General features: G+C 50.1%; 14 protein-coding genes. 7 read left to right on the top strand and 7 right to left on the bottom strand.

Features of this window, described 5'->3' with window-relative positions; all coding sequences use genetic code 11:
* Positions 1 to 9 precede the first annotated feature (9 nt).
* The 3 genes from L2713_RS13190 (at position 10) to L2713_RS13180 (ending at position 4,904) form a co-directional block, all read left to right on the top strand.
* On the top strand, positions 10 to 894 hold the full coding sequence (locus tag L2713_RS13190; RefSeq protein WP_088211790.1) for a DMT family transporter: 885 nt from the start codon (positions 10 to 12) through the stop codon (positions 892 to 894).
* 68 nt (positions 895 to 962) lie between these two features.
* Positions 963 to 4,166, top strand: a complete 3,204-nt coding sequence (locus L2713_RS13185) for a mechanosensitive ion channel domain-containing protein (RefSeq protein WP_248968210.1) — start codon at positions 963 to 965, stop codon at positions 4,164 to 4,166.
* Between the two features lie 15 nt (positions 4,167 to 4,181).
* Positions 4,182 to 4,904: a glycerophosphodiester phosphodiesterase gene (locus tag L2713_RS13180; protein ID WP_248968209.1), complete on the top strand. Its 723-nt coding sequence runs from the start codon at positions 4,182 to 4,184 to the stop codon at positions 4,902 to 4,904.
* Positions 4,905 to 4,927: 23 nt separating this feature from the next.
* Here L2713_RS13180 and L2713_RS13175 read toward each other — a convergent pair whose 3' ends face one another.
* The gene (locus tag L2713_RS13175; RefSeq protein ID WP_011621386.1) at positions 4,928 to 5,263 is read right to left on the bottom strand and encodes a DUF3392 domain-containing protein; all 336 of its coding nucleotides are present in this window, start codon (positions 5,261 to 5,263) and stop codon (positions 4,928 to 4,930) included.
* Positions 5,264 to 5,353: 90 nt separating this feature from the next.
* Here L2713_RS13175 and L2713_RS13170 point away from each other — a divergent pair, with 90 nt between their 5' ends.
* A complete protein-coding gene (locus L2713_RS13170; RefSeq protein WP_248968208.1) occupies positions 5,354 to 6,286 on the top strand; it encodes a D-2-hydroxyacid dehydrogenase in 933 nt (310 codons plus the stop codon).
* Between the two features lie 117 nt (positions 6,287 to 6,403).
* Here L2713_RS13170 and L2713_RS13165 read toward each other — a convergent pair whose 3' ends face one another.
* The gene (locus tag L2713_RS13165; protein WP_248968207.1) at positions 6,404 to 7,978 is read right to left on the bottom strand and encodes a methyl-accepting chemotaxis protein; all 1,575 of its coding nucleotides are present in this window, start codon (positions 7,976 to 7,978) and stop codon (positions 6,404 to 6,406) included.
* 247 nt (positions 7,979 to 8,225) lie between these two features.
* Here L2713_RS13165 and L2713_RS13160 point away from each other — a divergent pair, with 247 nt between their 5' ends.
* A complete protein-coding gene (locus tag L2713_RS13160; RefSeq protein ID WP_011715776.1) occupies positions 8,226 to 8,417 on the top strand; it encodes a bacterioferritin-associated ferredoxin in 192 nt (63 codons plus the stop codon).
* Between the two features lie 208 nt (positions 8,418 to 8,625).
* On the opposite strand, the gene L2713_RS13155 is transcribed toward L2713_RS13160, so the two are convergent.
* A complete protein-coding gene (locus tag L2713_RS13155) occupies positions 8,626 to 9,282 on the bottom strand; it encodes a thiopurine S-methyltransferase (protein WP_248968206.1) in 657 nt (218 codons plus the stop codon).
* Between the two features lie 107 nt (positions 9,283 to 9,389).
* Complete coding sequence (locus L2713_RS13150) at positions 9,390 to 9,728, bottom strand: hypothetical protein (RefSeq protein WP_086902944.1); 339 nt, start codon at positions 9,726 to 9,728, stop codon at positions 9,390 to 9,392.
* 247 nt (positions 9,729 to 9,975) lie between these two features.
* Here L2713_RS13150 and L2713_RS13145 point away from each other — a divergent pair, with 247 nt between their 5' ends.
* Complete coding sequence (locus L2713_RS13145) at positions 9,976 to 11,784, top strand: protein kinase domain-containing protein (RefSeq protein ID WP_248968205.1); 1,809 nt, start codon at positions 9,976 to 9,978, stop codon at positions 11,782 to 11,784.
* A gap of 40 nt (positions 11,785 to 11,824) precedes the next feature.
* On the opposite strand, the gene L2713_RS13140 is transcribed toward L2713_RS13145, so the two are convergent.
* From L2713_RS13140 to L2713_RS13130, 3 genes are all read right to left on the bottom strand, one after another.
* The gene (locus tag L2713_RS13140) at positions 11,825 to 14,227 is read right to left on the bottom strand and encodes a zinc-dependent metalloprotease (protein ID WP_248968204.1); all 2,403 of its coding nucleotides are present in this window, start codon (positions 14,225 to 14,227) and stop codon (positions 11,825 to 11,827) included.
* An 83-nt stretch (positions 14,228 to 14,310) separates the two neighbouring features.
* Positions 14,311 to 18,021, bottom strand: coding sequence for a response regulator (locus tag L2713_RS13135; protein ID WP_248968203.1), 3,711 nt, complete (start codon positions 18,019 to 18,021; stop codon positions 14,311 to 14,313).
* Between the two features lie 220 nt (positions 18,022 to 18,241).
* The gene (locus L2713_RS13130) at positions 18,242 to 19,636 is read right to left on the bottom strand and encodes a PhoH family protein (protein WP_011627270.1); all 1,395 of its coding nucleotides are present in this window, start codon (positions 19,634 to 19,636) and stop codon (positions 18,242 to 18,244) included.
* A gap of 402 nt (positions 19,637 to 20,038) precedes the next feature.
* On the opposite strand from L2713_RS13130, the gene rapA reads away from it, so the two are divergent.
* The gene (gene rapA / locus L2713_RS13125) at positions 20,039 to 22,945 is read left to right on the top strand and encodes an RNA polymerase-associated protein RapA (protein WP_248968202.1); all 2,907 of its coding nucleotides are present in this window, start codon (positions 20,039 to 20,041) and stop codon (positions 22,943 to 22,945) included.
* Positions 22,946 to 23,180: the final 235 nt, after the last annotated feature.

Genomic DNA, 23,180 nt, shown 5'->3' with positions numbered 1-23,180 from the left:
GCGACCCAATTGAGCCAGACCGCTAAACCTTCGGGATTAATCGAATTACACTTAGCTGTGCTGATGTTTGGCGGCACAGCTTTGTTTTCAAAATTAATCCCCTTAAGCGCACTCGATATCACCTTCCTACGATGTGTTGTCGCGGCCTTGGTCTTGGCATTACTCATCAAATTCCGTGGTAAATACTTAAGCCTTGCCAGCAAACAGGATTATCTGGTTGCTATCGGCTTAGGTGTGATAGTCAGCTTGCACTGGGTCACCTACTTTGCCGCGATGCAACTCTCATCGGTCGCCATCGGCATGATTGCCTTCTTCACCTATCCAGTGATGACAGTCATTGCCGAGCCGTTATTAACAGGCAATAAAATCAAGCTGATGGATATTATCAGCGGTGTTTTAGTGCTGATAGGCGTAGTGCTATTGATCCCCGAAGCCAATCTTGGCAACGATACAACCTTAGGGATTGCGGTCGGGATTGTCTCGGCGATGCTATTTACCGCCCGTAACTTACTGCAAAAACGCTATTTTTCCCAATATAGCGGCCCCCATGCCATGTTTTATCAGACCTTAGTGGCGGCAGTGTTTCTTATGCCTTGGCATCAAACCGAGTTACAGACTATCTCCCTCGAGACTTGGGGCTTGATTGTGCTGCTCGGAGTGGTATTTACCGCCGCGCCCCATGCACTCTTCACCTCAGCATTGCGCCAATTAAGCGCTAAAACCGTCGGGTTAGTCTCCTGCCTACAGCCCTTCTACGGGGCCATGTTGGCATTAGTGATCTTAGGCGAAGCGCTGAATCTCAACACCCTGATAGGCGGAACCATCATAGTCGCCACCGCCATCTTCGAAACCCATCAATCCCACCAGTCACAACGGCGAAAAAAGAACGTCTGAAACATACCAATCTTGGCCTAAGTTGGCTAAGATGAGTGCGTCTTTCGCCCCTAATTGCTTTTGCTTATATGCCACGTATTTTATTGTTCGTTATTGCTTTTTTCTCTTTTTCTCTCAATGCCAATTCGCCACTGCAATTGGATAAGCGACTTGGCCTAAACAACCAAAATCAGCAACAAAATATTAGCATTGACGATCAAATTGTTGAGCTTAAAAACAACATTGATAGATTGGCAGCGAATGCGAGCAGTTTTCAGCAGGCTCAGCTCGATTTTGAAGAAAACAAAAAGGTCATCGACCACGGCTTAAAAGAAGCCGCCAAGCCCTTAAAGCTGGATAAAGCCACAGATCTTAACCAGCAAGCCTCGATGGCTTATTTACGACTGTCGGAATTAAAAGAGAGCGAAACGGCCCTTGGCAATCAAGTCAGCGAACTGTTGCAACGCCACAATCAGCTGCCCTCCGTCATCGCCAACGCAAGACAGAATGTGCTGCAAAATAAGAAAACCGACTTGGCCCCACTGGATACGCCAACGGGCGAGTTACAGCAAACACAGCGGATTTTCTTCGAACAAAGCCTCGCCACTAACGAGGCCGAGCTTGCCAGCAGCCAAAAGCGCATCGAACTCACCCAGCTACAGTTACAGTTGGTTCGCCAGCAATTGAGCCAACAGGAAGCCTTTATTGAAACCATCAATAAGGCGATGAATAAACAGCGTCAACAACAAACCGATGCAACCTTGGCGAAAAATTTAGTGGATACCGCCAAGGTCGTGGATCCTGTGACCCGCAATATTGCCGACACAAACCAGATCTACGGCCAAAAACTCCAAACCTTAACCTTGCAAATCAACAATGTGGTTGAACAGCAAGAGCAGGCCGAACTGCAATATCAATCCCAAGCCAAACAGCTGGCGAATATCCAAGAGCAAATCACTTGGGTCAAAATGAATTCCGCCTTTGGCGAGCGTTTTTTGCAGATGTTGCAATCTCTGCCTAAACCGCCAAACCATGAGAAGCTACAAACTCTGATCGCCGATGCTCGCCTCGATAGGTACCACCTCGAGCAACAACAGGCACTCAACGAACAAGAGTTAGAACAAACCAACCTCTACAACGAGGGACAAATTAAGCTATTGCGCTCACAACAAGCGCTGCTGACGCAGTTGATGCAGAGTTATGATCAATATTTGAGTGAGCTTGGCAAACTCAAAGTCAATTATCAGCAACTTAGCCAACAACACCTGACCTTAAAAAACACCCTCAACGAGCACTTGTTTTGGGTACCCAACGCCGCCAGCATGAACAAACTCTGGCTCACCGATGTGCAGCGCAGCGCTCTATGGCTCATCCAAGAGGCGCAGTGGGGACAATTGGGCAAAGCCTGGCAGGAGCAAAATGACTACTGGTCCTGGTGGATCATTCTGTTAGTGCTTTGCTTGGTCATCCAAGATTTAATCCGGCCTAAGTTCAAACGCTTACTCAGCCACTATGTCACCTACGTGGGCAATGTGACGCAGGATAAATTTATCTACACCTTTAAATCCTTAGTCCTGAGCCTTGGTTATGCCCTGATCAAACCGCTACCCATAGTGGCGGCGGGATGGATTTTCTATCAATCCGAACGTAACTTTGTGCAGGCCGTCGGCATGGGGATTTTGGCGATAGGATTAGTTTACCTATTGTATCGCTTGATATTTATTCTCGCCCTCGACAAAGGGGTCTTGGTTGGCCATTTCAAACGCCCTTCTAAACTTATCCAAGCAGGTCAGCTCAGACTCAAACACTTTGTGTTTGTCGCCAGCCCCCTGCTCGGCATTATGGGCTTTACCGAAGTCCTCGACGCATCCCTAATCCGCAATAGCATTGGCCGTGGTGCATTTATCTGTTTTTGTGTGGTTTTATTCTTGTTATACAAGGATATCTTGGTGCTAAGCCGCCAAAATAGCGACACTCAAAAGGATGGCAAAAACAAACGACTGCTGCAAAAAATGCTCTGGGCCCTATTGATCTCTGTGCCTCTGCTCAGTGCCGGACTCGCCTTCAGGGGCTACTACTTCACCGCCTTCCAAATGCTGTTGCAGTTACAGCTTTCCATCGTATTGGGATTAAGTTTCTTACTGCTTTATCAATTGATTAAGCGTTGGATGTTGATCGAGCGCCGCCGTATTGCCTTCGATCGTGCCAAGGCCAAACGGGCCGAACGGTTAGCGCAGCGGGAAAAGGGCGAGACTCACCATGTTTCTAGCGATGGCCTCGATACCTACGAAGAGCCAGTCGTCGACCTCGAAACCATTTCGAGTCAGTCCCTCGGGTTAGTGCGCTCCCTATTGCTATTGGCGTTTTTGGCGAGCTTGATTGGCCTGTGGACGCAAACCCATACCGCGCTATTTTCCTTCTTGGATGGCATCACCCTCTGGACGACAAATACCAGCGTCAATGGTGTCGAGCAGCAGCTGCCTATCACCATGAAATCGCTGTTATTGGGCTTAGTTATTGTTGGCTTCTCACTGATGATTGCGACCAATTTACCCGGTCTGCTCGAGCTGATGATCCTACAACGGCTCGATCTGACACCCGGTACCGGCTTTGCCATCACCACGGTAAGCCGTTATTTAGTGGTGTTTTTAGGACTGCTGATTGGTTTTTCGAATCTCGGGATGGAATGGTCAAAACTGCAATGGTTGATTGCCGCCTTGTCACTGGGTCTAGGTTTTGGTTTGCAGGAGATTTTTGCCAACTTTATCTCGGGCCTGATTATTCTGTTTGAAAAGCCAGTACGGATTGGCGATACGGTGACGATCCGCGATCTGACGGGAACCGTGAGTAAAATTCAGATCCGCGCCACCACCATTATCGACTGGGACAGAAAGGAAATTATCATTCCAAACAAGGCCTTTATTACCGAGCAATTGATTAACTGGTCACTATCAGACCCCATCACACGGGTGATAGTGCATGTGTCGGTTGCCCGCGACTCAGATCCAGCTAAAGTCGAGGCCACCCTGTATCAAGCGGTGCAGGAATGCGAAGATGCGCTGCCGAATCCAGAGCCTGAAGTCTGGTTTGCAGGCTTTGGTAAACATACCCAAGATTACGAAGTTCGTGCCTATGCAAAAGAGATGTCGGCCCGTTGGCCGCTACGCCACGATCTGCATAAACGCATCACCCGTAAGCTTAAAGAAAACAACTTAGAACTCGCCTATCCGCAAATGGAAATCCATCTTAAAAATGGCCAGAATCGCGATCAGGTCGGCATTATCCGCAGTTAATAGGACGAAAATCAGATGCTTATTTTTGCTCACCGTGGTGCCAGCGGTTATGTGGCGGAAAATACCTTAGCCGCCATGGCCAAAGCCATTGAGTTAGGTGCCACAGCCATTGAGCTGGATGTGCATAATGTCGAAGGGGAGTTAGTGGTATTTCACGACCGCAGACTCGACAGTAAGAGCTCGGGCCAAGGTATCATCCACTTAGTCAACAAAGAGTATTTGGGCAAGATCACTGTCAAAGGTGAACCGATTCCCACACTCTGGCAAGTGCTCGAACTGGTTGCTGGCCGCGCCACAATCAACATCGAACTTAAAGGGGTGAATACGGTAGCGCCGCTACTCGAGCTTTATCCTAAGGCGATTGCCGAGCTGGGATTCAGCGCGGAGCAATTGCTGATCTCATCCTTTAATCATCCCTATTTACAGCAAGTCAAACAGGCGTTGCCACAGGCATTAGTGGCGCCCTTACTGGCCAGTATTCCCCTCGATGGTGCGGCGGTGGTGAGCGAGTTAGCCGCCTATTCCCTGCATTTAGACGTGAGTTTTATCAGCAAGTCCCTAGTGGATGACGCCCACCAGAGGGGCGCTAAGGTGTATGTTTACACTGTCGATCATGGTGATGATATCCATGCCCTTAAGCAGTTAGGGGTCGATGGTATCTTTAGCAATTACCCCGACCGTGCCATGCAGGCGCTGTTACAACCCACCAATACCAATTATTGCGGCTACTTCGAATAACCCCATGGCGTGGATTTAGCGGTTTAGGCTTGGCTATTTCGCTGCGCCCAATAACCGATAAAAATGAACATGGCGACGATCAGCAAAAACATCCAATGGGATGGCATGGCAACGATTTGCCTTGCCACCCAAGGCGTAGCTTTAACGATAAGCAGCCCATAGCCAAAGGCATTCACAATAATAAAAACAAAGGTTCGCAGGATAAACGAATGGCCCAGTAAATGCCGTCTGAGGATACGATTCACATCGGCTGAAAACACTAAAATCAAACACACGACCATGGCCGTGGCGATATCGAAGGACCAAGGGCGAAGCATATTTCCTAAATGGCCAATAATGGCGACTAACTGATCAAACATAATCACTCAACCTAAAATGACGCTGCAAAATCAAAATAACTACAGCAGCGTATTGAAAAATAACGACAACCAAGCATAAAGGGAGACGACATGGGGCACAAGTTACTCTTACTGACCAAAGCGAATGAGCAGTATCGCCAGCTCATTGAGGCGCAGCAGTTACCAGGGCTTGAGTTGCTCGATGATAATCCCGCGAATATTGCACAGGCCAATATTTGGCTTGCCGAACCTAAACTTGCCGCGCCGCTGCTGCCCCATGCCAAACAGCTAAAATGGCTGCAATCCAGTTTTGCAGGCATTGATGCCCTGATGGGCCCAAGAGCAAGAAAAGATTATCAACTCACTAACATTAAAGGTATTTTCGGCCCCTTAATGAGTGAGTATTTGTTTGGTTATCTGCTTGCCCACGTGCGAGGACACCAGTTCTACCAAGCGCAGCAAAGGCAAAAATCTTGGCAAGTGCAAAGTGCTACGCACAGCAGCTTGCAAGGGATGCGATTATTACTCTTAGGCACAGGTTCTATCGCCCAGCATGTGGCCAAGACAGCTAAGCACTTCGGCATGCATGTTACTGGGATAAACCGCAGCGGCCGTGAGGTCGAAGGCTTTGATGCGATCCAGCCGCTCTCGCAGCTCGGGCAATGCTTAAGCCAAAGCGATGTGGTAACCAATTTACTGCCCAGCACCCCTGAGACACGTTTGCTGTTAAATGCAGACATGCTCGCCACGCTCAAAGCCGATGCCATTTTAGTGAATGTGGGCCGTGGTGATGTGCTCGATCTCGATGCCCTCAATACCCAGTTGATTGCGCATCCTGAACAACAGGCCGTTCTCGATGTGTTCACGCAGGAGCCACTCCCTGCGAGTCATCCGATTTGGGAAAGACCCAACGCCATCATCACGCCCCATATCTCGGCGCCGAGTCATCCTGAACAAATCGTGCGTATTTTTAGCGACAACTATCGCCGCTATATCGCTGCTGAGCCGCTGCAGAATCAGGTCGATTTTATTCAGGGTTATTAATTTTGGAACGAGTTTGGCGGTTGAATGAAAAGCGGAAAACCCCAACTCTCACAGGAAAAAAACAAAAGGCAATCAGACGACTGATTGCCTTTGGATTAAGGATTCTTGCGATAAAAGTTAGACTTTAAAACTGCGCTTTAAAAACTGCCCAACCAGCACAGTATGGGAGTCCATTTCACCTATCACTTCATCGTTGAGACTCACCATTTCGCAACCGAGTTGATGACTGGAATGGGTAAATTGCGACACATTCACTACGCTGCGATTCATCTCATTCGCCACGCTCGATTGTTCCTCCACCGCACTGGCAATATGGTGGGTCATATCCGTGATGGTAGTGATCGCTTCACGTATGGTACGTAGCGCCGCGCCCGCAAGATCCGCCGTGGTAATACATTCGCCAGCCGCATCAACGCCCTCCTGCATACTACGCACGGCCTTGTGAGTGCCCTGCTGCAACAGATTGATCATTGTGTGGATTTCTTTGGTGGCATCATGGGTGCGCTGCGCTAATGCCCGCACCTCATCGGCAACCACGGCAAAGCCTCGTCCTTGCTCGCCCGCCCGCGCCGCTTCAATCGCCGCGTTCAGCGCCAATAAATTCGTTTGCTCGGCAATGCCTTGGATCACATCCAGCACTGTGCCTATGTCTCGGCTGTGCCCTTCTAACTCAGTGATCACCTGCGAGGTTTCCTGCAACTGCTGCGCCATGGTCTGAATCGACTGAATGGTGGTGACGACGGTTTTATCGCCGTTGATTGTCTGCTGCGACGCCATTTGCGAAGCATTCGCCGCATCGGCGCAGTTTGAGGACATATCCCCAAGCGTCGCCGTCATCTGTTGCATAGCTGTGGCAACCTGTTCAATCTCAGCGAGTTGTGACTGACTTGTTCCTTGAATTTCTTCGCCTTTTGCCGCGGAAATCTTGGCTTGTTTACTCACCTTATCGCAGGAGTCACGGGCGCGGCCCAACACGGACTTTAACTCTGAGGTTTGCATTTGCAGCGCCAGATCGACAGCGCCTAAATCGTCGGATTGCCCCGTATAGATATGTGCCATCAAAGGGTTATCGTAAATTTTCTTCGCCTTAGCAACCAGCGCCCGATAACGCCCTAAGATCAGATTACCGCCGATAAACAGCACGAGGGCACTGATGGCAAACGCCACAAATCCCACCGCCCCAATCTGCAACGCCAAATACAACATGGGCAACAGGGCGACGAAGGCGAGCAGCATCAACTTAGTCGGCATATCTAAGGTGTGTTTTAACGCTTTAACATTACCGCTTTTATTCAATTCGGCGTAGGCGGCTTCTGCTCTGTTGATCTGGTCACGGCTGGGTTTAGTGCGTACCGATTGAAATTCGGCCACCTGACCATTGACCATAATCGGCGACACATAAGCGTCGACCCAATAGTGGTCGCCATTGGCGCAGCGATTTTTGACTATGCCCTTCCAAGGCTCGCCTTTACGGATGGTTTTCCAAAGATCTTCAAATGCTTGGGGAGGCATATCGGGATGGCGCACCATATTATGGGGCTGTCCCAACATGGCACTCAGCTCGTATCCCGCCACGGTGCAAAACGATGGATTGGCGTAGGTGATATGACTCTTAGTGTCCGTAGTAGACAGTAAAATCCAATCGGCTGGATAGTCATATTCCCGCTGTGTCACTGGCAAATTCTTTCTCATGATAACCCTTGGATCTATTGTAAATTTATTATTCCATCGTCCATGAGTTATCCATCCTTGATCGCGTCCAATGACCCGTAATCGCTAAATCATCCCTCTTTTTCTTGTCTTCTGAGCACTGAGCATAGACTAGAAAATGTGCGATGTGTAACAAAACAGGAAACCAGCACAACAAGTTTACTACTAGGATTGCATTTGATAAGCGTTTTCATTTAGAATTAGCTCAATTCGTTTTGGAGTCCAAAAAATGTACGTTTGTCTCTGCCATGCCATCACAGATACGCAAATCAAAAACGCGGTAAGTCAGGGTGACTCTAGCCTTGCTGACGTTAAAAAGCGTTTAGGCGTTGCCGATCAATGCGGCAAGTGCGCAAGAATGGCCGTACAAATTATTCAGAACCAATTAGAAATTGAACCTAATTACTACGAAGTGGCTTAACTTCGAGCCTCCAGCTCCTTTTCTGTCAAACTAAACCTGTATTTCAATGCCTGTTCCTTGAGCGATGCCATCGCCTTAAAGGGGTTGTCGCAAATCTCAGCGCAGATGCCTATTTTGCGATAATTGTATGACCCCTTAATGACACATCCCACGTCCCCAAAAGCATTAATTCTTTGAGTTCAATGGGATGCATATTTTTACCGGCGAATTATCTGCGTGTTAATAAATACGCGGCTTCATTCAGCCAAGGGACTTCTTTCTTAACGAATCTCGGATTGTCCGCAAGCACATCCTGACAATCCAAGAGCTGGATTTCAAAATCGTCACTTATATGTGTTTCGACCCAAGTTGGCGACACCGCAAATGGCGGCCCACTTAAAGCGTCCTGCGGGTAATCTAAAGTCACCAATAAACCCACACTGCCCGAAGGCAATAACTGCGCTAATTGCTTGGCGTATTGCGCCCGCATACTCTCAGGCCAAGCAATCAAGGCGGCGCGATCATAAAAACCACTTACCTTGGCCGTAATCGACTGGGGTAAAGTGAAGATATCCCCTTGATATAAACTGACCTGCTCAGTGTAGTAATGCTGATGATCGCCCAGCGCACTTTGCTGCATAGGTAATTGGTTATCTTCGAAAAACTGCTGCACTGCGAGTTCATTTAACTCACAACCAATCACTTGATGCCCCTGCTCGGCTAAAAAGCACATATCTAAAGATTTACCACACAGGGGAACGAAGACTTGAGCCTCGGCGGGTAATGCCAAGGTATGCCAATACTTTACGAGAAAGGGATTGATATCTTGCTGGTGAAAACCAATCAGCTGTTGCTGCCACTTCTCATGCCAAAAACCAGGTTCCATAGGTATATCTCAAATGACTAAAGTTATCCTTACTCTAATGGCATTCACGGGTGGATGCAAAATCTCAGATACCGTATGTTAATCATAGAGATGTAAACAGTTAATGACTAAGCCAATGCCGTTTGTACCCGGCGGAGCCAAACGCAATTCTCACACTGGCATTGGCGGCGCGACAAATGATGCGGACTTAAGGATGAGTCGATAAAGTCAACGGCGATCAGCAACTGCTGCTTCAGTTCGGCAACGGATTTTTGCTCGACGGCCACCAACTCATCGTTCTGGTTCATCCAGATACATTCCATACCCTGGTGGCAAGTGAGACACTGCTCATCGCGATCATTAAAAAATACCGCATGTGGACAATGGGTCACCTCCATTGACTGCAAAATTCGCTTACGCGGAAACTCTAACAACTCGATCAATAAAGCCTTATCTTGGGCGGGCATATGCCCTCCTTTCATCCACTTTGTCCACGGGAAATTTAACAAAAATGTATCCCATCCAATGTGCTTAAGATTACCTAGACTCCATACGATTTAACTTGATATAAATCAAAGTCAGCGACGAAATGATGGGATAGGTAAGCCCTAAAAATCACAAGTTTATCGCAGGCAACACCAGCCACAGCATCCTAAGCCGATTTGCTTATCAGCCTCGCTTACTGTTTAAATAACCAAAACAAGGAGTCGCGCATTGCAAACACCCCAATTACAACATTTTTACATTTCCGAAGAGCAATCCATTTACTTGCTCAAAGCCAACGATGCCCGTAAGCACAAGGCGTGGATCCGTTTATGTAAACAACAGTTAAGTAAGTTGGGTTATCGCGACATTGAGTTTATCGGTAAGGGGGCTTACGGCTTTGTGTTTGCGGGGATTAATCAGGCCGACGAAGCCCATGTATTTAAATTCTCAAGAATTAATCTGCCGCAGCATATTCAAGATCGCTTAGAGGAAGAAGCCTTTATGCTGTCCTTACTCAAACACCCTAACATTCCGGGAGCGATCAAATTTGAGCGGGTCGGCAAACAAGGGATCTTAGTGATGGAGCGTGCTAAGGGCGAAGATCTCGAGCAGCTTTGTCGCCGTTTAGGCGCCCTGCCCCCTGCCATGGTGATGAGTATTGCCCGCCAACTGGCCGATATTCTCTACTATCTGCGAACGGGCAAACCCTTAGTGCATGGCGACATTAAGCCCTCAAACCTTGTCTATGATATTGAAAGCCAACATTTATCCTTAATCGACTGGGGCTCGGCGGTATTTGCGCAACGGGATGAATATAACAAGGCCGTAGAAGACAATGTGATGACGTTGATGTCGAGCGATCAACAGCATACTAACGCCCGCATGGGGGACGTGTATTTTATCGGTGAAGAGCAGCTAAATGGCGCACTCTCCAGCCCGCGTTTCGACGAGCAAGGCGTAGCAGCGACCTTGTATGCCTTGGCCTCAGGACAGGCGAGTCGCTTCGGCGCGCAGGTGATCCCGCCCACCAGCATAGGCTTACCCATGGAGTTGGCGCGCACCTTGGAAGGTATGCTCAGTAGCGATGCCGTGCAGCGCAATCTGGCGGGGGATTATTTTCTCAAAAGCATGCGCCACAGCCATAGAATACACTTACCCGAGCTGCCCAAAACCGAACTACTGGGTGAAATCCCAGTCTGGGTACAATCCCGCGAAAAAGATGTCGAAACCGTCAGTTACAGCTCGCGTAAATCCTTTTTAAAGGAACATAACGCGCAGGATCCCATCGCTAAGATGGATGACATTCAGCTCGAAAAATACTATCGCAACTTCTTAGCCGGCATGGGCGATACCGAAAAGGGCTTTATCGCCGCCGTGGGTCGCCTCGGTCAATACCCTATCGTGGGTGGCCTTGCTATCCATTGGCAAGAAACTGGCGTGTTTATCGACTCCAACCTTGCCATCTACGATGCTAAACAAAAGAGCGCCCTCATCATCGCCGTTAATAATATGGTCACGCTCGCGCGGGGGATTAAGCGTATCGGGGTGTTTAAGGCCTGCTTCTTTAACGCTAGGGACACGCTGCATATCGAGCGCGAAAACACCAGCGAACCCTTTGTCGCCAGTGCTGATCTCCAACTGCCCTTCGAAGTCGGAGATGTGCCGACTCTCGAAGATAAATCGCGGCTGCACTCCTACTTTGAAGACGGTAAAGATCCGGATGAAAACCTCGAATTACCGAGTGAAATCATGGAGGAATTGGCGCGTATCAACCAAATCCACCACACGGGCTGCATCATTTTTGAGGCGCTGCCGAATCACTTAAAGATCCACAGCTACTTAAAACTGCTCAATCCACGTAAACAGGCGGCGTTTCGCGCTAGCCTCGACCGCATTTTGCATTATGTAGGTAAAATTCAAGGCCATGGGGTATCGGGCTTTATGAAACTGCCCTATAAAAATACTCGCCGCTTTAACCATATTGAGCGTAAAGCCGAACATTTTTATCCTAGAAACCCAAAAGAAATAGGCGCATAACGAATCACCTCGTTAGCGCCTATGATGCTGAAAACCAAACTTAGATAGGTGAACCTGGCGGCAATCTCAAGGGTTTTGGAATGAGTTTGCTGTTGGCATCCGTGAGTCCTGTACTCAGCCCCTGTTGCAACCAAGTGTAGTGGGAGGCCACCTTAGCATTCGCCCGATTCGCTTTGGCTTTGAGCTGTTTAATCACGAATTGGGCGCGTTCGTAAATTGCCGCCTTCACCTCTGCTGAGGTTTGCGGATTGTGATACGCAGACAAGAGTTCATCAATCACCACCGCATTTACCCGCATCCACACACCTTCAATCAGAGCGAGCTTATCTTCTTGATAAAGGGTCGCGGCAAACAGCTTGTTGAGTAAGGTTTCAACCGAGAGCTGTTCATTATCCGCCATCGCCCCTTGGCTGACACGATTTAAGCGCTGCGGCATCAATAACTGACCCACAGTATGGCGCGCTAACACTTCCGCCATACCGAGGGGATCGCTCACCACCCCAAGCCCTGACTCGAAGGACTCCCGCGTCGCTTGATAATTGCCCGCTTTAGGCACCAGCGTATCGAGTAAGGTTTGCGGAACCGTTAAACTGGCCGCATCTAAGGTGCTGAGCAGCGCATCGAGGGCCGACATTTGTAACTGAGGCGCTATGTAGCTCCAGCGACTACCCTCACCGATAGACAGATAGTTGTAGTCAGTGCCGCCAATAAACTTAGTGACCGCATCGATTTGATAACGGTTAAGCAAATAGATTGGCACAAAGGCATCGGCTAACTCACCCAGTGGCTCGCCCGGCAACAGGGCCGTGCTGCTAAAACCTTCGATCGCCTTAGCGCGAATACGATTCAAATCCAGCAGCTGCGCGATAGGGTCGTCACCGCTATCCCATAAACTCGCATAGGCTTGGCTGGCATCCGCTTGGCGTGAATCGGCTTCGCCAATATAGCGCAGCCCTTTTCGAGCCACTTCGGCCAGTAACTGATTTTGCAGCGCCTGCTGCGCCGTGGCATCGCCTTCATCGCTATAGCCGTAAGCGATAGCAAAGTTATCCCATGGCCCGACACCAACGCCATAAGGTGCTGATATATCAATGTCATTGCCTTTCAGCATGATCTTAGGATGGGGATAATCCATCACTGAGGCATCCTGATTGGTCGAGGCGGCAAAGTTATGATCTAAACCTAAGGTATGGCCGACCTCATGGGCGGCGAGTTGGCGAATACGCGCTAAGGCTAAGTCATTAGCCGCTTGCTCGGCGGCGCTTCTATCACGCCAGCCCGCAGTTAAACCTTTGGCAATCAAGTAATCTTGACGCACCCGCAAGCTACCTAAGGTCACTTGGCCTTTGATGATTTCGCCGGTACGCGGATCGGTTAGCGCCGCGCCGTAGGACCATCCGCGCGTGGCGCGGTGTACCCACTGGATCATGTTGTAGCGAATATCTTGCGGATCGGCATCGGGCGGCAAGAGTTCAACCTTGAAGCCGTTGATAAATCCCGCTTGGGTGAAGGCCGTTTCCCACCAGCGAGCACCATCAAGTAGCGCCGAGCGGATAGGCTCAGGCACACCTGGGTCGAGGTAATAGGTGATGGGCTTGACAACTTCGCTCGGTGCCGGGCCAGGATTCACCTTTTGCAGGCGGTGGCGCAAAATAAACCGCTGCACCAATGGCGCCGAAAACGGCGTGGCATAGTCGCGATACTCATCGGATAAATAGCCGCTCATAGGATGATAGGCGCGGGGTTGATAACCCTCATCGGGCAACTCGACAAAGGAGTAGCGCATCCGCACCGACATTAAGGTGCCATCGGGCGTGACCTTAGCCACTTGCTCACCCGCCGCATCGGCTTTAAAGGTAAGCTGCACATCCACATCACTATTCTTTTCAAAGGATTTCACCCCGGCGGGTAAAATCGCCGAGCGGGTTAAATCGAGGCGATAATTCCCCTGCCCGCGATGCAGGAGAGCATCCGCGACCCCGTGCAGATCGTTGAGTACCAACTCGCTGATCGCCACCATATCTGGCTTACCATCGAGTAACTTACCCTGCCACAATACCGAATCGGCAAAGGCCTCATCCACGGCGCGCTTTTCGGCGGCGTCTTGGGTATTAGCGCGATATTGGGTATTTAGTTGCTTAAGTTGGATGTAGGGACCTTGGCGCTCAAACTGCACCATGCGGGTTTGACCTAATTGACCACGGTCGAGACCGATATCGTTAGAACCGACCCCTTCAGGCAAGCTAGTCACCAATAAAAAAGGCTGATTTAAACGGCTCACCTCGAGGTATAACTCCCCCTCGCTTGGCTCATAGTAAAGATTAAGAAATCCCTTAGCGGCTTGGCTCTGCTTAACGACTTTAGTGCTCGGCAGATCCGCGGCGACACTCAGCGCGGGTAAACCTAAGAGTAGGATGGCGAGGGCTAGGCTATGGGGTTTCATCTTTCCTCCTGATTGGGCTGTCTACGTGGTCATGTTACACAAAACTAAACCACGCGGGGCCATCATTGGCCCCGGGCAAACAATTAATGATGATTATTCTTGTGTTTTATCCAATGCGATAAGGTTTCAAACAGTTCAGTTAACACTATCGGCTTAGTAATATGGGCATTCATCCCAGCGGCGAGACTCTTTTCCCGATCGCCCGACATCGCATGGGCCGTCATGGCGATAATAGGCAGCACGTCGGCACTGAAGCGTTCACGCAGTGCCCGCGCCGCGGTTAACCCGTCCATTACTGGCATTTGAATATCCATTAATACCGCATCGAAGGGGCGTGAGTCGATAATATCGAGGGCAATTTGGCCATTCCCAGCAACAACGACTTCGTATCCTGCGCTCTTTAGTAGCTCAGTCGCCACCTGTTGGTTGATAAAGTTATCTTCCACCAAGAGCACAAGCCCTGTGTGTTCGCCCTCTTCTACCGGCACTTCATCAATAGGCTGCACCACATTAAGCCTTGGCTCATCGGCAAAGGCGGCGATGATCTCATCGAACAGACTCGATGCCTTAAAGGGTTTTTGCAACACGGCAAACACATTGGCACTGTCGACTTCGTGCTGTAAAGGTTCTGCCGCATAGGCGGTCATCATGATGATAATGGGCCGTTTTGCGATGCGGCCTTCGGCCACCATGGTATCGATGGCGCTGATCACATCGCCACCATCCATCTCTGGCATCATCCAATCGAGCAACAATAAATCGATAGGATCCCGCGACAACTTATACAGCGCCTCGGCGCCGCTCGCGGCCGTATCCACCTCGAAGTGGAAATCGCGCATCAACGCCGAATAAATTTGCAGCGCCGTCGGGTTATCATCCACTACAAGTGTGCGTAAATTATTGAGTTTTTCAGGCACCACTAAGGGCTCAACCTTGGCCTCTTCGGCAATCTCAAAGCTGATGGTAAAGCTGAAGGTACTGCCAACGCCTAACTCACTCTGCACCTGCATCTTGCCGCCCATCATGGAGACCAAATGCTTACTGATCGATAAACCTAATCCCGTGCCACCGTACTTACGGGTCGTCGAACCATCGGCCTGAGCAAAGGCATCGAACAGTTTTTCCTGCTGATCTTTACTAATCCCAATACCCGTATCCCGTACCCAGAATTTTAAGGTAATTCGATGGTCGCGCTCGCCCACATCTTCGCAGCCCAGTTCAATCTCACCGGATTGGGTAAACTTCACCGCGTTCGATAACAGGTTAATCAGCACTTGGCCTAAGCGCAGCGGATCGCCCTTAAGAATGAGGCCTGCCGTGACTGGCGCATACAGTAATAACTCGACGCCTTGCTCCTGCGCCTTGAGCGCATTGAGATCGAGGGCATGGTCGAGCACTTTATCCAGCGGGAACGGCACCCGCTCCAGCTCTAATTTACCCGCCTCAATCTTAGAGAAGTCGAGAATATCGTTAATAATCCGCAGCAACGACTGCGCCGAGAACCCGGCCTTTTCGAGGTAATCCTTCTGCTGCGCCGTCAGCGAGGTGCGCTGCGCTAACTGCAACATGCCGATAATGGCGTTCATTGGCGTGCGGATTTCGTGGCTCATGTTGGCCAAGAACTCACTCTTATAGAGGTTCGCCAGTTCTGCGTCCTGCTTCGCCTCCAGCAGTGCCACTTCGTTACTCTTATGGCGTGTGATGTCCTTGTGGGTACCGACCATACGCTTAGGCTGACCATCGGCGGTAAATTCCACCACCCGGCCGCGGGAAAGCACCCAGTGATAGCTGCCGTTTTTGCCTAAAATCCTAAACTCGATCTCATAGGCATCGACGGGATTTTGCAGATACTGATTACGATATTCTTCGACCCGAATTCTATCATCGGGGTGCGTCAGCTGGTCGATAGCCGACAATAACGCAGGGAATTCATTGGGTTTATAGCCCAGCATCGAATAATAGGATGGGTTACAAATAATATGCTCCGAATCCAGATACCAGTCCCACAGACCATCTTCTACCGCGTCCATCGCTAAATGGTAACGCTCCTCCGACAGGCGTAACTGCTCGGCGGACTCGTACTCACGCGTCACATCGCGCCACACGGCAATCAAGCCTTGTAGCTCGCCACGGCGGTTATAGAAAGGCAGTTTCAGAGTATCGAGCAACACAGGCTTGCCCGCTAACTCAACCTTCTCTTGATAACGCAGTGGCGTGCGATCTTTTAAGATCTGCTCATCCTCGGCGCGAATACGAATGCCCATCTCCGGTGAGGTTAAATCCTCTGACGACAGACCAATCATCTCGCTTTCGGTGTAACCCAGCATCCGCTCGGCGGCTTTGTTACAGCCGAGGTAATTGCCTTCTTTATCTTTAAAGACAATGGCTTCAGGGATGGAGTCGAGTAAGGAGCGCAACAACGCATATTCCCGCTCGCGCCGCTCGGTCGCATCTTTTAACCGCTCGGTGCGGCGCGCGACCAGTTTGTCGAGTCGCTTATTCTGCTCGGCCAAATGATGGGTGTATTGCTTGTTTTCCTCAAAGATGCGGCTCACCAGCAGGAACCAAGGTTCCCACCCCGGAGTGATTTTTTCCGGCGGTTTACGCGGCTCTTGGGAACAGCCCTCTAAGTGCGACAACAGGCGCGATGCGGGGCTCACGAAGGAGCGGCGCGTTTGCCAGTGCACTATGGTTACCAGCACCGACAGGGCAATGACAACGAGGATAAAGGTCAGCTGCAGTTTTTCGACCGAGTCTTGGAACAGGTCGTCTTCATTTTGCAGATACAACAAGCGCCACGGCGCGTTATGCAGCGCGACCGAGTGAATATAGTAACCGTTGCGAATAATGCCTTCGTGGGCATCGAATAATTCGGACTCGGGTAGCGAATGCAGCTCCGATGGAATGCGCTGACTGATGTGATATACCCGATTGATATCTGAGCCATCGAAGTCGCTGTGGGACAAAATATTGTTCTGCTGATCGAGCAGGATCACAGTCCCCGGCATCTTGAAGTACACCCGAATTTGCCGCGCCAATGAGGCCAAGGTCATATCGAGGTTGATCGAGCCCATAAACTCATCATCGAGATAAACGGGCACGCCTAAGGTGGTCAGTAAGCCTTTACCCGTCGAATCGACATAGGCCTCACTCCAAAACACACTGCGCTGCGGGTTCATCGCCGGGGTAGCGTATTGGAATTGTTTCTTATTGAGCAGCTCGTCCCTAAAACGCTGGTCGCCGTTGGTCCAAGGGAAGTAGGACATCATCCGCTGGCGCGATAAATAATAAATCGCCGAGGCTTTAGGTGCCGCTTCTTTGGCGACGGGGAAAGACAGTGACAACTCGAACAGCATTTCCAGCTCTTGGTAGAACTTATCGCTGCGGCCATCGAGGGAGCCTGCACCTGTAATCCGCCCCATGTTGGTAAAGGGTTTGCCGCCCTTGGCGTAGTTAGGCTCTAAGGTAAAATACTGACCACTTTCGTTAAATTTGCCGTATTGCGGTAAACGCTCTTTACGCACTAACTCACCTAAGCGCAGGTGATCCACGGCCACATCCCGCAGACTCTTCACCGCACGGATGCTCGATTCCAACAGCAAGTCGATTTGCAATACGTGGCGCTCGACCTGTTCTTCGCGCTGCTCCATCTGCTGGGTTTTCTGGCGATCGAAAAACATCCATGCCGTCAGCAACGACAGGACAATCACGCCGATATAGGTATAAAAAACGGCGCGGTTATAGTTCTTTTGGATCGGCGATTTTAATTGGAGATCCGGCTCACTCGATTTCATCCACTACCCTTGATTGCAGCGCTTGATTTTAGCCATCGGTGGCAAAAGTGACTGAGTACATTTATGGCTTCATATATTAGCAGGAAGAAACCCCGAGTCGCATCAAATAATTGCCGTACGAAGGCTGTCAAAGTCTATGATTAGTTGATTGAAAAATCATAGAAATGCCTAAAAACAAAGGTCCCACGAGTGAGACCTTTTGTAACAATAAAGTAAATAGTTAGAGATGTTCTTCGGCGTATTCGGCCAAGCGTGAACGCACCACCCCATTCAAATACAGGTTGGCACTGCCTTCAAAGTCTTTAAAGCGTTCGACTATGTAGGTTAACCCCGAGGTCACTGCGGTGAGATAATTCGAATCGATCTGCGCTAAGTTACCGCAACAAATCAATTTTGTGCCTTCTCCCATCCGAGTGATCATGGTTTTGATCTGCGACGCCGTCAGGTTTTGACATTCATCCAAGAGCACGATGGAGTTTTGGATCGAGCGGCCGCGCATAAAGTTGATCGACTTAAATTGGATATTGGCCTTCTCCATGATGTAGTTCAAACTGCCGGTCGGATTCACATCATTCTTATGTAGCACTTCTAAGGTATCGGTAATCGCCGCCAGCCATGGCATCATCTTCTCTTCTTCGGTGCCGGGTAAGAAGCCGATGGACTCGGCAATTTCTGGCGTATTACGAGTCACAATCACCTTATCGTAGCGATTGCGCTCCACCACCAGCTCAAGCGCCGCCGCCATTGCCAGCAGGGTTTTACCGCAACCGGCTGGTCCCGTTAGGATCACCAGATCGATATCGGGATCGAGCAGCGCCTGCAACGCCATCCCTTGGTAAACATTCTTAGGTTTAACTCCCCAAGCCTCGAGGTTTTTTAAGCGCTCGCGGCCCAGATCCAAAATATGCAGATGGGTATCGCTACGCTCGGTGACACGACCACAAAAATCAGATTCGGTATCAATCAGATATTGGTTAATGTAGAAGGGTTCGTTATCTAAATCTTTCAGGGGGACTTCGTGAATCGTATGTCGACCATGGCGCTCGGTGGATACCTTGTTTAAATGCTCCCAAAAATTCCCTTCGAATTGATAAAAACCCTTGCTGAGGAAACGAATATCATCGATCAGCTGGTCGGTTCGATAATCCTCAACCAATTGAATGCCCGCGCCCTTGGCCTTAAGACGCATATTGATATCTTTGGTCACTAACACCACGGTACGTGGATGGTGGAGGTTTTGCAGGTGCAGAGCGGTATTGATAATGCGGTTATCGTTGCCATCCCCCGGCAGGGCGCCTAGGGTAAAATCGACAAGATGGTCAGGGAAAATAGACAGCGCCCCTATCGCATCGGCATGCCCTTCTCGACTCGGTAAAGGGACACCATTAATGATTTGTTCCGGTGTTGTATCACCGCCTAGGGTATCTTCCAGCGCCCGTATGGCAACCCTAGCATCCCGACTCACATCACTCTTTCGATCTTTAATCTGGTCTAGCTCTTCTAGCACTGTCATCGGAATGACCACATCGTGCTCTTTAAACGAATAGATCGCCAAAGGTTCATGTAGTAACACATTGGTATCCAGTACAAACAACTTTCTGTCGTCTTGTTCCATGGCGCCTCCAGAGTGCTCGATTGTTTTTATGCTACATCTCTTTCCCGGTGAGTGGATATGGCTCCTATGTCAGTTGGCGAGCTAAAGAATGATCTTAAAGTTCAAGCCTCTACTTAATAAAGACGGCTAGCGGCTTAAACTAATATTGGCACCATTCTCCCTGAATGCCAACCGAACGAACCTGTGTTTAAGTCGGTGACTCGAGGGCAGTGTAGGTCCCTCGATATGACAGTAGCATGACAAATCATCGTACGACTACAGAGAATTTTCTTCACTGTTCAATTTGTAATCTAGTGTGTGGGGAATTAGGCTCTAACGGGTGAGAGGGCGATTCAAATATCCCTAGTATTGATATAACATACGCGCCCTTTGTTAGAGTCCGCCCAGAGATGAGAATTTAAGATGCCGTTTGCCTTAGGACAACGTTGGATAAGTGATACCGAGTCAGAGCTTGGTTTAGGAACAGTCGTACAAGTTGAAGGCCGTATGGTCACAGTGTTATTCCCTGCGACTGGTGAGAATCGTATGTTCTCGCGTAACGAAGCCCCCCTGACCCGTGTCATATACAACCCTGGCGATACGGTTGAAAGCCATGAAGGCTGGAGCCTCTCGGTTGAAGAACTCACCGAAAAAGACGGCCTCGTCGTCTACCACGGAATCCACAGCGAAACAGGTGAGCAAGCCAGCCTGCGTGAGACCCTGTTAAACCACAACATTCGCTTTAACAAACCGCAGGATCGCCTGTTTGCCGGTCAGATTGACCGCCTAGACCGTTTCGGTATTCGTTACCAATGCCAGTTACTGCGTCATCAACTAGCGACCTCAGATTTACTCGGCTTACAAGGTCCACGCGTCGGCCTTATCCCCCACCAGATGTGGATTGCCCATGAAGTGGGTCGCCGTTATGCGCCGCGTGTATTGCTGGCCGACGAAGTGGGTTTAGGTAAAACCATCGAAGCGGGTCTGATTATCCATCAACAACTGCTCACTGGCCGCGCCGAGCGGGTACTGATCATTGTGCCGGATACCCTACGCCATCAGTGGTTAGTGGAAATGCTGCGCCGCTTTAACCTGCGCTTCTCGGTATTTGATGAAGACCGTTGTGTCGAAGCCTTTGCCGACCATGACAATCCTTTCTACACCGAGCAGTTAGTGATTTGTTCCCTCGAATTACTGCGTAAAAAGAAACGTCTCGACCAAGCACTCGATGCCGACTGGGATCTGCTGGTCGTCGACGAGGCTCACCACTTAGAGTGGACCGAAGAAGCCCCGAGCCGAGCCTACCAAGTGGTTGAAGCATTAAGCGAAGTAGTGCCTGGCGTATTGTTATTAACGGCAACGCCGGATCAACTCGGCCATGAGAGCCACTTTGCGCGCCTGCGCCTACTCGACCCGGATCGTTTCTACGACTACGATGCCTTCCTCGCCGAAGAAAACAGCTACAAAGATGTCGCCGTTGCCGCCGAAGCCTTAGCGGGCAACGGAAAATTATCCGATGCCGCCATCAACAGCCTCACCGAATTACTCAGCGAGAAAGACATAGCGCCGAGCATTCGTTTAATTCAAGCCGAAGATATCGACAGCGAGTTGCAACAAGCGGCCCGCAGCGAACTGCTGCAAGAGTTACTCGACCGCCACGGCACAGGTCGCGTGCTTTATCGCAACAGCCGCGCCTCGGTAAAAGGCTTCCCGAAACGTATTTTCAACGCCTATCCCCATGCAATGCCTGAGCAGTATCTTACCGCTGCCCGCGTAAATGAGATGATGGGCGGCCGTAAGACCTTAGAAGCGAAAGCGGCACAAGCCCTAAGCCCTGAAAAACTCTACCAAGAATTTGAAGACAACAGCGCCAGTTGGTGGAAGTTCGATCCTCGCGTGGATTGGTTAATCGAGTTTTTAAAGTCGCACCGCAGCAAGAAAGTGCTGATCATCGCCAGTGGCGCCGATACCGCCCTGAGCTTAGAAGAAGCCCTGCGTACCCGTGAAGGCATCCAAGCCACCGTATTCCACGAAGGCATGTCGATCATCGAGCGCGACAAGGCGGGTGCCTACTTCGCCCAAGAAGAAGGCGGCGCCCAAGCGCTGATCTGTTCTGAAATCGGCTCCGAAGGTCGTAACTTCCAGTTCGCCAGCCACTTAGTGTTGTTCGATCTGCCATTGAATCCAGATTTATTAGAGCAACGTATCGGCCGATTAGATCGTATCGGGCAAAAGAACGATATCCAAATTCACCTGCCTTATCTGCAAGATACGGCGCAGGAGCGTCTGCTCAACTGGTATCACCAAGGTCTGAATGCCTTCGAGCTGACCTGTCCAAGTGGCCATGTGCTGTACAGTGAATTTGCCGAAGATCTGTTGAATGTTCTCGTCGGTGGGGATGAAGATGAGCTAACCAATCTGCTCAACCACACCCAAAGCCGTTACAAAGAACTGAAACACGCTATGGAGCAAGGCCGCGATAAGCTGCTGGAAATCAACTCCCACGGTGGCGATAAGGCCAAGGCGATTGTCGAGCGTTTAGCCCAAAGCGATCAGGACACTAAGCTGATTGGTTCGGTGATCCGCTTGTGGGACATTATCGGTGTTGATCAAGAAGATAAAGGTGAAAACTCTATCATCCTGCGTCCAAGCGAACACATGATGTTCCCAACCTATCCGGGTCTGCATGAGGATGGCGTGACGGTCACCTTCGACCGTGATACCGCGCTCTCCCGTGATGATATCGCCCTGATCACCCAAGAGCACCCATTAGTGCAAACAGGCTTAGATCTGATCACCGGCTCTGACACAGGCACGACGAGCGTCGCGATTTTGAAAAACAAAGCCTTACCCGCCGGCACCCTGTTCTTAGAACTGATCTACATGGCGGATGCTTCGGCGCCTAAATCGAGCCAGCTATATCGTTATCTGCCACCAACGCCTATCCGCGTACTGCTGGATAAAAACGGTAACGATTTGTCCGCTAAGGTGGATTACACCAGCTTTGACAAACAGTTAAGCGCGGTTAACCGCCATATTGGCAGCAAGTTAGTCACAGCATCCCAACCGATTCTGCATCCGTTATTTGCTAAGGGTGAAGAATATGCCCAAGCCGCGGTGAACGAGTTAGTGGCGCAGGCGCGTGAGAAAATGACCAGCCAACTGACGGGCGAATTAGACCGTTTAGAGTCCTTGAAAGCGGTTAACCCGAATATCCGTGAGGAAGAGTTAGAGTACCTGCGTAATCAGATGCAGGAACTGAGCACTTACCTCGACGCGAGTCAGCTACAGCTCGACGCGATTCGTATGGTTTTAGTTAGCCATGTCTAATCCGCAATGACGGTAAGCTAGAGCCTCCTTAGGCTCGCTTAAGCGAATATGCAAACGCCCAGCCAATCGCTGGGCGTTTTTATTTTATCTTCACGATAAGTATGGCTGTGGGCTGTGGGCTGGGCCTAGGCGCAGCTGTGCGCGGTCGCCGTCACGAGCTCAAGCAAAAATTGCTTCTGCTACGCCGCTTCAGGTTATACTCTAGCTAATTGAATTTATGAGACTACACAGGTGG

Origin of the sequence: Shewanella seohaensis (assembly GCF_023283775.1) — a bacterium.
Taxonomy (GTDB): Bacteria; Pseudomonadota; Gammaproteobacteria; order Enterobacterales; family Shewanellaceae; genus Shewanella; species Shewanella seohaensis.
Note: the sequence above shows the minus strand (reverse complement) of the source record. Positions and strands in the feature narration are given on the sequence as shown.